The sequence below is a fragment of the Mycobacterium attenuatum genome (genome assembly GCF_900566085.1).
Taxonomy (GTDB): domain Bacteria; phylum Actinomycetota; class Actinomycetes; order Mycobacteriales; family Mycobacteriaceae; genus Mycobacterium; species Mycobacterium attenuatum.
In genome coordinates this window covers 1-13,543 of the sequence record NZ_UPHT01000094.1, presented here as the reverse complement: position 1 = coordinate 13,543, position 13,543 = coordinate 1, and the positions used below count along the sequence as shown (strand labels likewise).

Sequence of the window (13,543 nt, the reverse complement as noted above, 5' to 3'; positions counted from 1 at the left end):
GGCGACCATCGACATCAACGGCGTCATCGCCACATACCCACCCGCCATAGAACCCGAGGTCACGGTGATTCTCGACGCCCTGCAGACCGGAAACTCAAGGCACTAAGCCAAATGACCCAACTCGGGTGACAACTCACCGGTTCGCCGCCGAAATTGCTGCTGCGGGCGTGTACGGCTTCCGCGGTCGGGCTGCTGGCGCAGGCTGCTCCACAGCGGCACACCCATCAATTCGCCAACAAGCCCTGAATTAAACAGAGCCATAGCCGTTTTCACGGTGCGACTGCGCTGTCAGCGGAGAACTGACCCATGGATGGAGAACCGGAACCATCAGGCGATTACACAGTCGTGATCAGGCGCGCATCTTGTTGGACGAGAAGCGGATTGATGAGGTCGACCACGATCCAGCGCCTTGTCTCATCTACAGCGGTGATCACGCCAAGGTTGTAGACAGCGCCACCGAGGTCAACTGTGACCGGAGAGCCGAACACCCACTGCTCGATGGGCTTGGCGGCGTCGTCTGCAGCCACCACGACGCGAGCCACGCCAGCGGGCAGGTTCTTCAGTTCTGGCGTGGAAGCCGGGTCGAGCACATGCCCCGTTACGACGACTCCGTCGACGTTGCTCCACTTCGCAGGCGCCTTGCGCTGTTCAACTGGCTGTGTCGCTTGAACGGTTGCGCCTGTCGGCATCTGGTCGTTGATCTTGACGTCCACAGGAATCGCCCAGTCTGACTGACCGGAACTGAATACCGCGAGGGGCGAAGTCGGGATCGTCCAAGGCTCGTCGGCGACGGCTGGTTGTACGCCGCCAGCGGCGACGTAGGTAATGTGTCCGACCTTGATTCGGCTCGGTGCTTGACCACTGGCGCCTGCCTGCATCACCGACACCGGTGCATCCGCAGCACCTTTCGCGCATTGCGCGGCGGTAATGAAGCCGGGCAGCCGTTGCCCGCCATGGCTCGCGTCGGGGTAGTCGATATAAAAACCGGCTTTGCACACGACGGTGGCGGCTTCGTCGCCAACCATAATTGGCGAGCCCGGTTGCAGCGCAGTCACCGGTCCCGACGTCAAGGTCGGCGCGTTGATCGACGGCGGGGGCGGGGCAAATGATGCGGAGGACTTAGCACTCGACGACGTTGTGCCCGAAGCCTTCTCGCCGACATTCGACCCACACCCGACGGGTGCCAAGCACACGGTCAGGATGATTGACGCCGCTACCAATAACGCTGCGGCGCTTGCCTTTCTCATGCGTTCGCGCTTGGCGAGGGCCAGCCAGGAGACGCCGGCAGGGTCGGGAAGAACGACCGGACATATTCCTGCCCGGGTACCAAGTCGCGGTGGGGGGGTGCCTTCGCGACACAGGTATCTTCGTTTTCGACAACATCCGGCCACTCCGACCCGATTCCAGATCGGGCGAAATACCCGCCCTGGTGGCTGGTGATCCTCCAACCGACGAAAACATCGACCGACGGCGCGCGCGCCGGCCCCTGCTGGGCGGGCAGCGGCGGCCCCGGCTTGGCAGGAGCGGTCATGGTGATCCGCATCGCCGCGATACCTGTATACGGGGACGGCCCTGCAACATGCGGGCGGACCCATCCTTGGTCAGATTGTTCGGCAGCGCCGAACATGTATTCGCAGACAATGACTGTGACGTCACGACCAGAGGTTGTCACAGACAAGATATGGTCCTGCTGCGTGCCCAACCACGGCGGGTCCGGCCGACCGTCGGTCCGTGGCCACAAAAACTGTGTGCCGATCGGATCATGGATGGACTTGTTGGGATCAACCGACTGCCGAAATCCCGGATACAGATACTTGTCATCGCGTGTAGCGGAGGCCAGCGTGTACGACTCGGTGTAGGCGCGCACCACCACCGCAGGCCACGCGGTCACGTCGATACCGGGTTCAGCCGTCCACACCATGGTGAAATTGTCCAGCGCCGCAGGCCAGCCCGCCGGCGGCGCCGCAGACGTACTGGTCGAACCTTGAGCCGAGCGCCCACCCGAACCGCATCCGCCGACCAACAGCACACCAACTGTCAACAACGCTGCGATTGTTCGCAACTCGGGACGGATTCGCATCACTTCCTGCCCTGATCGGGGTGCGGAACACCAACAATATCGTCGTAGCGGCTGACCAACCCCACATCCGGGGAGAGGCGCTCGCTGGGCGGCCTGGGTTCCAGCGACTGCGACAAAGCGGGACCAATCACGCTGTTGTATTGACCGGCCGTAACATCCAGTTCTTCCGGCGTCGCGATTCGACCATTGGGGTGGTCGTGGTCATAGACGATGTAACCGGGCGGCAGTCCGGCGACTGTGTGTCCTGTTCCGAGCATGGCGTTGAGGATCTCTTGGTCGGCCATACCCAAAGACATGGGTTGTATCGGATTTTCGGTCGGCGCAGTCGGGGTCGGACCGAGGACGGCGTTTTCCAGGTTGTGGCCCAGGATGCCGATCGTAGGACCGGCGATGCGGCCGACCCCGGGGATAAAGCCACCTGCTGTGGTGAGACCTTGCAGGCCCGTTTCATACGCCGATTTCTTGGACTGATATTCCGAGACGCCCTGGTGATACCCATTGTCCTCGTTGGCTTGAAACGCATTGTGTGTGCCGACGTCGACCAACGCTCGCAAAGTTGCGGCATCATACAAATGCTGGTCGTAACCCGAATGGGTGGGATCGTTGGCAAAGGCAGCCTCGTGAAGCACAGCCTGCGCGTAGGCCTGGCCGTTAAAGTACTGGGCGGCCTCCTTATCGCTGCTCAGCACCGAGAAGACACCCTTGGCCACCGGCAGCGCACCCGACATCGTGTGGCCGTCCAGCGGATCACCGAATCCCGGTAATCCCCCCGATGTGCCGGCGATATTGTTGACATAGGGCCCCAGCCCATGAGCCATATCGCGGACCAAATTCGGGTTCACCTGGCCAAGGGTGTGGTTTCCCGGAAGATGCAGCAACTCCTGGTCTGTGCCGATGTACGAACTGTAGACGTGGGCGGTTTCGGCGGCGATCCTTTCCTCCGGCCCCTGGACCACCGCCGGATCTCCAGTCCACGAAAACAGGGATCCAACACCTTGGCCGTTGTCTTTCCAGTAATGGTGGGTGATGTTTTGCAGGAACTTGTCGTGGTCGGCTCCGGTGATGGTGTCATGCACCACCTGGTGATCCGGCGAGACCGCCGAGAGGACATTGGACACCGTGGGATCCAAAGCGGGATCGCGTTCGACGTTTTGGCCGCGGCTGGCAGGGTCGATATGCCAGATCGGCGTATCCATCATCACCGATGCCTTGTGGATCATTGCGCGATCCAACTCGGTATTCGTCTGAAAGCGCTTGTCCCCGTCCTTGACGATACCGGCGATGTCGTTCATTTGATGCGTGAATAGCACTCCCGGCGAGTTCAACGCTTGCTGGACGCTTTCAGGCAATTGCGTGACGCCGCCTTTAACCGTGTCGGAACCCTGCTTGGCGCCAACGGTTAACTGAGTCTTCGGGAAGCTGATATTCGGATTGCTCATCAGCTGCCAGGAATTGGCGATCATGCCCCTTTGCGCGCCCAGGCGTTGCTCCGCGGTCGTGAGCGCGTCGACAGACATGCCGTGTTCTTGAGCTTGCAACTGACTCAACACTGAGGCCTGCTCGGCAGTCAACGGAACTTTCCCGGCCAACTGATCGGGGGTAATGGAACCCAATACAGCATTGACCCGCCCAGCCGCACCTTGGTCACCAGCGAGCGCATCATGGACGTCTTGTTCAGCTTGGTCTGGCGTCTCGGGTTCGTGGTTGTCGACGCCCCAAATTCGAGAAGGGTCGTAGCCGTCGACAGCCAGATTTTTCTCCGCGGTTCTCAGGGAGTTTGAATACCCGTCGCGAATCGAATGCAGCTCAGCCAGGCCAGTCTGGGTGTCGTCAATCGCGTCCTGTTCGCACGTGTGAATGAAAGCATCCAGTGTCGCCCTGTCCTCTGCGGTGAGCTGAGGGTTTCTCTCGAGCGTCACCGCCTGGCCGATTTCGTCATCGAGTTGCTGCAGCTGACCCTCTAGTCTTGCGATCTGCCCGCTTGCGGATCGTTGTGCCTCGGCCAAGGCGGCCGCGATGTTTTCCAGGTCCACCCCGATCTTGGGTAATTGCAAGGACTGGGCGCCCAGCGACTGGGTGACGCGCTGCACCTCAGCTGAATCATTGATCGGATGCTCGCCGTTCTCCCGATTCCAGGCTGCCTCGAAGCGGCGCCGCGCCAGATCGAAGGCAGCGTCAGCCTCGGCGGTGCACCGACCTGCCGCATGAAACGCCTCCGCAAGACCCGAAATCTGCGCCGGACGCCCGGCCTGGAGGCTCTGATTGATCGCCCATGGATCACCACCGGCTTCAGCGATCAGCAGCGGGACGCTTATGTAGCGAAGCTGCACCGCACCCTCCGTGGTTTTGGGTTATCCATTTCGGTGAGAAACGTAGTCGCGTCCACCGTGTGGCGCCGAGCACGGTAGCGACCCTTCAGAAGCTACCGGGCTACCTGCGGTGCACATCGCATCGGGCATGAACCACAAAGAAGCCACGCGCGAATTCTGCCCTACTGCACGGGTTGTCGCCATTCACGCCTGAGAACCGACGTATGGAGGATTGGCCGTCTCGCCCAACGGGGGGCGATGTTTCGGCGGCCGTGGCTGTCCTCGATGTCGCCGCGATCCGGTAGGCGCTGGAGTGCGCGCAGGCAGCAGCAGGAATAACCTCACTTAAGTGACGACCTTCCCGCCCACGACTGGTCAATGGACGCCAACCCATCCCAGACAGCCCGGGACAGGCTCGCGCGTTTGGCACACTGTGGGCTTGGCCATCGCCATTGTGCTGGGCGCGGCGGCCTTGATCGTGGCATTCACTCGCCCTACTACGAGCGGAACAACGGCACGCCCGGCAACGTCCGCCCCGCCGACCTCCACAGCCGCTGAAGTCGCCGCCGCGCACCAGAAGTTGTGTGAGGTGTGCAAGCTGGCGGCGCGTGCAGTGCAAATACAAACCAATGGCGACAACCAGGCACTCGGAGTCGCTGCACTCGTTAACGGCGCGGTAATGCTGCAACAAGCGGTCAATGCCGTTCCGGCTCTTGCACCTACCGATCGCGCCGCCGCGCTTGCGTTGGCAGAGGCCTACACCAACACCAATGCAATTGGCAGCTTTTCGCAACGCGACGATCCCCAGTCACAGGCAGTCCTCGATGACGTCAATACCAAGGACGCGCGGTTGAAGGCCGTGTGCGGGGGCGGCTGATCTGCGACCCGGCAAGTGGTCGATGTTGCTGGTTGGTGCGTGGTGGCCGGTGCGCCCTTACGCGCCCGCGGCCGGGGTGTAGTACTGGCTCCAGGCGGGGAAAGTCAAGCGCTGACAGCCAAGCGATCTACAACACATGATCATAGTTAGCGTTAAAGGGGCAAACTGCCGACGATTTGCTGGAGTGCTATTGGCGCGGCGAGCAGCGTGCAACTATCGCCCATCAGTGCCAAGTGAAAGTGAACAAAGCGACCGCGTCGCGGATGCGGTCAACGATCGCAGGGGGCCGCACGCGGGTTCTGTTCTAAGGCATGCTTGTCGCTATTCACGGGATGCTCTCAGAACGGTCGCCGGGAGCAATTGGCCGCATCGCCCATCAGGGAAGCTTGCCATTGACGTCGCCGCAGCCCAATAGGCACTGGAGTGCGCGCAGGCAGCAGCAGGAATAACCTTCTTAGGGTGACGACCAACCACCCGCCTGCGGAGCAGTGGACACCGCCATACCCTGCCCATCCCCCAGCACGCTCTCGCACCTGGCCAGCAGTAGCGCTGTCGGGCGTTGCCGTCTTACTCGGCGCCGCAGCTTTGATCGTGGCTTTGACTCGCCCCACGACGAGCGGAACAACCGCAGGCCCGGCAACCTCTGCCGCACCGACCTACATCCCCGCTGAAGTCGCCGCCGCGCACGAAAAATTATGCGACGTGTACAAGTTGGCGGCGCGTTCAGTCCAGATAGATACACATAGTGGTGACTCGGCGCTCGCAGGCATTTCAACAATCAACGGAGCGGTGATGCTTGAGCAAGTGGTGAACGGCACTCCGGCGCTCGCATCCACCGACCGCGTCGCCGCGCTGACACTTGCCGAGGCATACACGAGTGCCAATGCCAAAGCTAGCTCGTTACGTCGCGACGACCCCGAATGGCAGGCGGTGGTCAACGAGGTCAATGCCAAGGACGCACGCATGAAAGCCTTGTGCGGTGGTGGTTGACCTGCCGCCGGGCCGGTGGTCGGCGTTGTTGGTGGGTCCGTGGTGGTGTGCGCGGCCGGATGCGCCGGCGCTCGGAGTTGCATATTGGCGCCAGGCCGGGCAATTCAAGCGCAACGAGGCGAGCGACCTGCACAACGCTCGATCACAGTTAGGGGTCAATCAGGGGCGAACTGCTGAGGATTTGTTGGGTCGGTATTGGCGTGGCGAGCAGCGTTTGACCACGATTGCGAGCCAATGCGAGGTTAAGAGCGCCCAGAGTGATCTTGTCGCGGATGCGGTGAACCACTTGCGCGATCAGCTAAGTGAAATCGCCCGGTCAGGCAATGACGAGATCGAACGGATCCTTTCTGACAAGGGGTCTATCGAAGCCAAAGTTGCAGCGGTAAACCGAGTTATCGAGCAGTCAAACGCGAGAGCTTCATGTGCTGGTGATATTGCGACGTCGCACATCGTCGATGCGATGCAAAAGGTGCTCAGCGCAACCACGGGTCAGGACGCACGCGAATGGCTGCGCGACCACGACGTGAACCTTGACGGTCCCCGGCCGACTCGGCCGCTGAGCGTTGAAGATTTGAAAAATTCGCTTGCTTCGAAGTCTTCAGAGACGTCCGCATTCGGCGGTGATCGGCCCGCACCCGACATGCCTGCCCAAGGAGAAGCCATGCCGCCGCCAACCCCAGCGTTCGGCCATGATCGGCCGACGCCGGAACAGTTGCCGCTGCTGCAAGACCGAACGCCTATGCCGCAAACAATGCTGGCCTTCGGCGGTGATCGGCCGGAGGCTGGCGCTCCGGCGATGTCTAACGTCTTCCCCACGCCGCTGCCCGGTGCCCCCGCTATCGGTAGTCCGTCGGTGCCAGGCGTTTCGGCGCCAGCATCACCGGCGGCCGCAACCGCCCTGCTGTCACCGCAGTCGTTGAGCCAATCGTTTACGACCGGCATGATGACCGGCGCGCCGGCGGCCGCCGGCACCCAATCCTTATCGGAGGGCGCGATGCACGCGGCCACCAACCCACTCTCACCAGCAACACCGACTACTGCCCCACCTATGGCGGGCACCCCGACAATCCCGGCCAGCACACCGGTTGTGCCGCATATTCCCGACGCAGCAGCGGCGGCTGCCAGCCCGGCCCCGGTGCTATCAGCCCCGGCCGATACCACCATGACCTCAGTTGCACCGATGATGACCAGCGGCCAAACCCCCGCACCCGTCGCACCGGTCAGTGCCACGCCAGCCGGCCCCTTGCCCGCATACGGCGCCGACTTGCGCCCACCCGTCGTCACCCCACCGGTTGCACCACCGACGCCGACCGGGCCCGTCTCGGGTGCGGCCGTGGCGGCCTCCGCCTCATCATCACCCTCGGCCGGCAGCTCACTGGTATCACCGGTAGCCAAGTCCACCAGCCCAGCCGCTGCCCAGAACCAAGCAACCAGCGCCTCCGCACCACTAACCGGCGCCACGGTAGCCGCAGCCGCGGGCGCCGCCGCTGGCGACACCGGGCGGCGAACAGCAGAACAGCAACGCCTGCGGCGCATCGTCGATGCGGTAGCCCGCCAAGAACCGGCCCTCTCCTGGGCCGCCGGGCTACGCGACGACGCGCGAACCACCCTGCTGGTCACCGACCTCGCAGGCGGTTGGATCCCCCCGCATGTTCGGCTCCCTGCTCACCTGACCCTGCTTGAACCGGCCACCCGACGCCGCGACGCCACGGTTGAAGATCTGCTCGGCGCCGTCACGGTCGCAGCCGTACATCACCCCCATGCCTACATCAGCGAAGCCGGACCCGACGCCCCCGCGCTCAGCGGCGACCGCACCGCACGCACCGCACCCACCATCGACGAACTCGGGCCAACCCTGATCGACTACGTCCGCCGCCAAGACGGACTACCCCGCGTCGCCCAAGCCGTCGCTATCGCCGCCGTCCGCAAATACGGCGTCCCCGACAACGAAGCCGAACTACTACGCGACAAGACCACAGAAATCCGCCAATCAGTACTGACCGCATACCCCGACCACAATGTCACCGCTATGGGCGCAGCGATCATCGACACCGGACGCTGCCGATACGCAGTGGAGTGCGCAAGCGCGACAGCGCGAATAACCTTACTGAGGTGACGACTAACCAGCCGCCCGCACCTCAGTGGACACCGCCGTATCCCGTTCAGCTCGCACCACGCTCACGCAGCTGGCCGCTGGCAGCCTTGGCGGGCATCGGCATCGTGGCCATAGTGCTGAGCGCTGCAGCCTTGATCGTGGCTTTGACGCGCCCGACATCCAGCAGCCCAGCCGCAGCACCGGCCACGACAGCATCGCCGACATACACCGCGGCTGAAGTCGCGGGCGCCCATCAGAAGTTGTGCGAGATGTACAAAATGGCGGCACGTGCAGTTCAAATTGACACCCATGGCAACAATCCAGCGCTTGCAGCCACTGCCTTAGCTAACGGGGCGGTGATGCTCGTACAGGCGGTGAATGCCGCCCCTGCGCTCGCTCCCGGCGATCGCACCGCGGCGCTCATGTTGGCCGAGGCCTACAGTAGTACCAACGCAATGGGTAGCTTCTTGAATCGCGACGATCCGGCGCTTCAAGCAGCAATTGACGATGTCAATGCTAAAGACGCGAAAATGAAGGCCTTGTGCGGTGCCGGCTGACCTTCCGCCGGGCAAGTGGTCGGCCGTATTGGTAGGTCCGTGGTGGTGCGGACGACCGGATGCGGTGACATCTGCGGTCACCTATTGGAGCAATGCAGGGGCGATCAAACGCAACGAGGCCAGCGATCTGCACGACAGGCGGACGCAGTTGGGAGTCAATCAGGGTCGAACTGCTGAGGATTTGTTGGATCGGTATTGGCGTGGCGAGCAACGTCTCACCACGATTGCTCACCAGTGCCAGGTTAAAAGTGAGCAGAGTGATCGTGTCGCGGACGCGGTGAATCATTTGCGTGATCGACTGACAGAAATTGCGAAGTCGGGCAACGAGGAGATTGACCAGATCATTTCCGGTCAGGGGTCAACAGAATCAAAAGTTGGCGCAGTGAATGCGGTCATCGCGACCAAGAATGCAACCGCGGCCAACGCGGCAGGAATTGCGATGTCCAACCTTGTCGATGCGACCCAGCGGGTGCTTGACGTAACCATCGGTGGTGATGCCCGCACATGGCTGCGCGAGCACGGCGTGAATCTCGACGGCCCCCCACCATCGCGGCCAATCACCGCTGAAGACTTGAAGTCGCCATTGACGGCACCGTCAACAGCGTCAGCTTTAGGTGATCCTCGAGGGTCGAGCAGCGAGCCGTTGCCGAACGCCACAGTATCAACCGACCCGCAGCAAGCTACCGTTGTGGCCAATCCTCGGGGGTTGACTGACGAGTGGCCACTTAACGGCGGCGTACCGCCAATACCACAAACACCGGCGGCGGTCGGCAATCCTCGAGGGGCACCAACGCTACCAACGACGGTCACCCCCTCGCCGCCTCCGGGTGTCCCCGCTGTTGCTGGCCCGTCGGTGCCAGGCGTTTCAGCGCCAGCATCACCGGCGGCCGCAACCGCACCGCTGTCACCGCAGTCGTTGAGCCAGTCGTTTACGACCGGCATGATGACTGGCGCGCCGGCGGCCGCGGGTACCCAGTCCCTGTCGGAGGGTGCGCTGCATGCGGCCACCCAACCACTTTCACCGGCAACACCGCCTACTACCTCACCCGTGGCGGGCAGTCCCACAATCCCGGCCAGCACACCGGTTGTGCCGCATGTTCCCGACGCAGGCGCGGCGGCTGCCAGCCCGGCCCCGGTGCTATCAGCCCCGGCCGATACCACCATGACCTCAGTTGCACCGATGATGACCAGCGGCCAAACCCCCGCACCCGTCGCACCGGTCAGTGCCACGCCAGCCGGCCCCTTGCCCGCATACGGCGCCGACTTGCGCCCACCCGTCGTCACCCCACCGGTTGCACCACCGACGCCGACCGGGCCCGTCTCGGGTGCGGCCGTGGCGGCCTCCGCCTCATCATCACCCTCGGCCGGCAGCTCACTGGTATCACCGGTAGCCAAGTCCACCAGCCCAGCCGCTGCCCAGAACCAAGCAACCAGCGCCTCCGCACCACTAACCGGCGCCACGGTAGCCGCAGCCGCGGGCGCCGCCGCTGGCGACACCGGGCGGCGAACAGCAGAACAGCAACGCCTGCGGCGCATCGTCGATGCGGTAGCCCGCCAAGAACCGGCCCTCTCCTGGGCCGCCGGGCTACGCGACGACGCGCGAACCACCCTGCTGGTCACCGACCTCGCAGGCGGTTGGATCCCCCCGCATGTTCGGCTCCCTGCTCACCTGACCCTGCTTGAACCGGCCACCCGACGCCGCGACGCCACGGTTGAAGATCTGCTCGGCGCCGTCACGGTCGCAGCCGTACATCACCCCCATGCCTACATCAGCGAAGCCGGACCCGACGCCCCCGCGCTCAGCGGCGACCGCACCGCACGCACCGCACCCACCATCGACGAACTCGGGCCAACCCTGATCGACTACGTCCGCCGCCAAGACGGACTACCCCGCGTCGCCCAAGCCGTCGCTATCGCCGCCGTCCGCAAATACGGCGTCCCCGACAACGAAGCCGAACTACTACGCGACAAGACCACAGAAATCCGCCAATCAGTACTGACCGCATACCCCGACCACGACATAGCTTCGGTGGTCGACTGGATGCTTTTAGCGGCGATTGGTGCTCTGATTGATGGAGACCAAACGGGGGCGAACTATCACCTCGCCTGGGCACTAGCCACCACGTCAACGAGGAGATGCACATGACCGGATTCAAGGCATATCCCGGCATTTATGGGGGGGCCGCCGATGCACCGGCGCCGACGCCGTTGGCTCCCGGTCCGGTGCATGCTGGTGGGACAGGGTATATGGACGTTGGGGTGACGGGATTTGGCCTGTCCACCAACGCCGATCTCGGAACGACCAACACCGACATCGCGGCCGACGATGCCGATCGCCGGGGGCACGCCGCCGACGCCGCACGCAAGTTTCCGGCCAATGAGGCCGACGCGGCCCAGCAGTTCCAGGGTGTGGGCGCTCAGGGCGGTGCCCAGCAGGCTACCCAAATGATCCAACAGGCAGTGTCCGGCATTACGGGCGCCCTCGGGGGCGCAGTCGGCGGCATCTTGGGCCCGCTCACCCAACTTCCGCAACAGGCCATGCAAGCCGGACAGGGCGCAATCCAGCCGCTGATGAGCGCTTTCCAGCAAGCCCACGGTGCTGAAGGTCTGGAGGCAGCAGACGGGGCACGGCTGGTGGACAGCCTCGAAGGCGGATCGGGTCTTGGCGGCGGAGGAGGCGGAGCTGGCGGCGAACTCGGCTCGGGCGGCGGCGGTGGCGGCACTACGCCCACCGGCTACCTGGGACCACCACCCGTGCCGACGTCGTCGCCGCCGACGACTCCTGCTGGCTCAGCGGCAAAGTCGGTTGCAGCGACACCTCCCGGTGGCGCGCCGCCTACGTCGACGCCGATGGGCGCAACCGGGATGCCAATGATGCCGCCGGGCGCGATGGGCGCAGGCGGCCAAGGGGGCAGTAAGGACAAGCCGGTGGAAAAGCGAGTAACAGCCCCGGGCGTGCCCAATGGTCAACCGGTCAAGGGCCGCCTAACGGCGCCGCCGAGTGTTCCAGTGAAGACAAGTGACGACAAACCGCCCGTCGTCACCCGATCTACGCGACGGATCCTGCTGCCCGACTATAAGGACCCCGGACGCACCGGGTCCGACGAGAAGACAGACGGTGACTGAAGGTCCGCTGTCGGCGTTCGATGTGATTTGTTCAGAGATCGAACGCCAGTTGCGCGGCGGCGAAGTGTTCGCGGACGAGCGCGCGGCATTCGAGTTGCTACACGCCGTTATTCAGCTCGACATCGAGCCGCGGCCGGCGACTATCGCGCAAGGCGTGCTGTACGAGGCCCTGAAGACGGCCCGCGCCGAGCTGTATGGACACCTGACGCGGCTGTGGCATGCCCGCCGTGAGGTGCTCGAAGCACGACGGGAGCAGTGGCTCGCTGGTCAACGTGACGTGCGGGCACTGCTACGTGACGTACTGAATGTGTTGTTGGCGGCCATCGCCGCAGCAGAGGTTGAGCGGACCTACGTATTGGCCGAGCAGCAGGCGATGGCGGCCGCGGTCATCGCCGAAATACGCGGCGATACAACGGTTGTCGCGGCACGACGCAACGCAGTGCACCGAGCGGTTGCCGAGGCGATCCGCGTCTCGGCGCACGGCACGCTGGTGGCAGAGGATGTTGATCCGAGCGCGCCGATCGAGGTGATCCGCGCAGACGTCGCACGGCGATTACGCGGAGAGGTGCCGACTGATTTTCGCGCCGCTGGTGAGCTGATGATCGCGGTGCGCTATCTGCTGGATCGACAGCCGGGCGAGCAACTCAGTTATGGCCCGCTGGGTGACGGTGTGCGTGCGGCCCGTGAGCCCGTCTATCAGCGCCTGGTTGCGCTATGGCGGGCCCGCCGCGCGAAAACCAACACCGGCAGGGAGATGCGCGATCTCGACGCGCTACTTATAGATCTGGATAGCGTTGTGGCGCAGGTGAGCACGACGGTCGCCATTGAACAGGCGTACGCGCGAGCCGAACGCCGTGCAATGGCGGCGGCGGTGGTTGCCGAAATTCGTGGCGACGGGCCGGGTGTCGGCAGCCAGCTTAAGGCGGTACAGAGAGCCGCCGCCGACACACTCGGCGCATTGGAAGCGCTCAGCACCACCGTTTAGGTCTCAGACACCGGGTCGGGCCAGTTTGGAGTAGAGCGCCGACAGCGCCGTTGTCGACACGCCTACAGCGGATTTGCGTAACGCCGGGGTTCATTGGCTGCCGGCGAGGCTTCATTGCGCGGTGTTTCCGGGGCAGGTATCGGCGGCGGCGTATGCCGATACTCGTTGGGAATGTCTGACACACGGTCGGGGAGGCCTTCGGTTTGATCACCTCGCCAGTGGATGGTGTCTAGATCATCCTGCGGCTCAACGCAAACCGGACCCGACCAGCCCTCTTCAAGGTCGAGGAGGTAGTAATACAACGCCGGATCATCAAAGTCGGTCCACGCCTGAGTTAGGACATTTGGCTTAGTAAGCCACTTTGATGCCGAGGTGGGCGAGGATTGTCCGCTGGGGCTCAGGGATTTCGGGTGGGAAGGTCTGACTGGCGCCGTTGATGGTGATGGTCGCTGAGCGCAGCGGTCGCAGTTGCTTGATGATGTTGGCGATGGCCAGCCCACTGCGTTCCTGAATGCAGTGCGCGA

Annotated in this window: 9 protein-coding genes and 3 pseudogenes; 8 read left to right on the top strand and 4 right to left on the bottom strand. The window is 63.6% G+C overall.

Annotation, left to right across the window (positions count from 1 at the left end; genetic code table 11):
• Positions 1–335 precede the first annotated feature (335 nt).
• The 3 genes from EET13_RS31565 to EET13_RS15940 all read right to left on the bottom strand — a co-directional run bounded on the left by EET13_RS31565 (position 336) and on the right by EET13_RS15940 (position 4,410).
• A complete protein-coding gene (locus EET13_RS31565; RefSeq protein WP_244603938.1) occupies positions 336–1,055 on the bottom strand; it encodes a hypothetical protein in 720 nt (239 codons plus the stop codon).
• A gap of 188 nt (positions 1,056–1,243) precedes the next feature.
• Positions 1,244–2,080: a hypothetical protein gene (locus tag EET13_RS15945; protein WP_244603937.1), complete on the bottom strand. Its 837-nt coding sequence runs from the start codon at positions 2,078–2,080 to the stop codon at positions 1,244–1,246.
• A complete protein-coding gene (locus EET13_RS15940; protein ID WP_122443200.1) occupies positions 2,080–4,410 on the bottom strand; it encodes a putative alpha/beta hydrolase in 2,331 nt (776 codons plus the stop codon). The genes EET13_RS15945 and EET13_RS15940 overlap by 1 nt, the downstream gene beginning before the upstream one ends.
• A gap of 328 nt (positions 4,411–4,738) precedes the next feature.
• On the opposite strand from EET13_RS15940, the gene EET13_RS32835 reads away from it, so the two are divergent.
• The 8 genes and pseudogenes from EET13_RS32835 (at position 4,739) to EET13_RS15890 (ending at position 13,019) form a co-directional block, all read left to right on the top strand.
• A complete protein-coding gene (locus EET13_RS32835; RefSeq protein ID WP_122443199.1) occupies positions 4,739–5,266 on the top strand; it encodes a hypothetical protein in 528 nt (175 codons plus the stop codon).
• A 22-nt stretch (positions 5,267–5,288) separates the two neighbouring features.
• A pseudogene (locus tag EET13_RS31560) lies at positions 5,289–5,540 on the top strand (DUF5631 domain-containing protein); the annotation flags it as partial.
• Between the two features lie 185 nt (positions 5,541–5,725).
• The gene (locus EET13_RS15925) at positions 5,726–6,256 is read left to right on the top strand and encodes a hypothetical protein (protein ID WP_122443198.1); all 531 of its coding nucleotides are present in this window, start codon (positions 5,726–5,728) and stop codon (positions 6,254–6,256) included.
• A complete protein-coding gene (locus EET13_RS30410; RefSeq protein WP_168991288.1) occupies positions 6,246–8,372 on the top strand; it encodes a DUF5632 domain-containing protein in 2,127 nt (708 codons plus the stop codon). The genes EET13_RS15925 and EET13_RS30410 overlap by 11 nt, the downstream gene beginning before the upstream one ends.
• Positions 8,369–8,908 (top strand): hypothetical protein, encoded by a 540-nt coding sequence (locus EET13_RS30405; protein WP_023364650.1) that lies wholly within the window; start codon positions 8,369–8,371, stop codon positions 8,906–8,908. The genes EET13_RS30410 and EET13_RS30405 overlap by 4 nt, the downstream gene beginning before the upstream one ends.
• Positions 8,898–11,054: a DUF5631 domain-containing protein gene (locus tag EET13_RS15900; RefSeq protein WP_122443197.1), complete on the top strand. Its 2,157-nt coding sequence runs from the start codon at positions 8,898–8,900 to the stop codon at positions 11,052–11,054. The genes EET13_RS30405 and EET13_RS15900 overlap by 11 nt, the downstream gene beginning before the upstream one ends.
• Positions 11,055–11,233: 179 nt before the next feature.
• A pseudogene (locus tag EET13_RS32830) lies at positions 11,234–11,338 on the top strand (hypothetical protein); the annotation flags it as partial.
• A gap of 688 nt (positions 11,339–12,026) precedes the next feature.
• Entirely contained in the window at positions 12,027–13,019 is a 993-nt protein-coding gene (locus tag EET13_RS15890) for a hypothetical protein (protein WP_122443196.1), read from the top strand.
• 348 nt (positions 13,020–13,367) lie between these two features.
• Here EET13_RS15890 and EET13_RS31555 read toward each other — a convergent pair.
• Positions 13,368–13,543 (bottom strand): annotated as a pseudogene (locus EET13_RS31555) (IS1634 family transposase); the annotation flags it as partial.

Bases quoted from the DNA above. Each gene is read 5' to 3' on its own strand.
- EET13_RS15945 (WP_244603937.1), bottom strand. From the start codon at position 2,080: ATGCGAATCCGTCCCGAGTTGCGAACAATCGCAGCGTTGTTGACAGTT.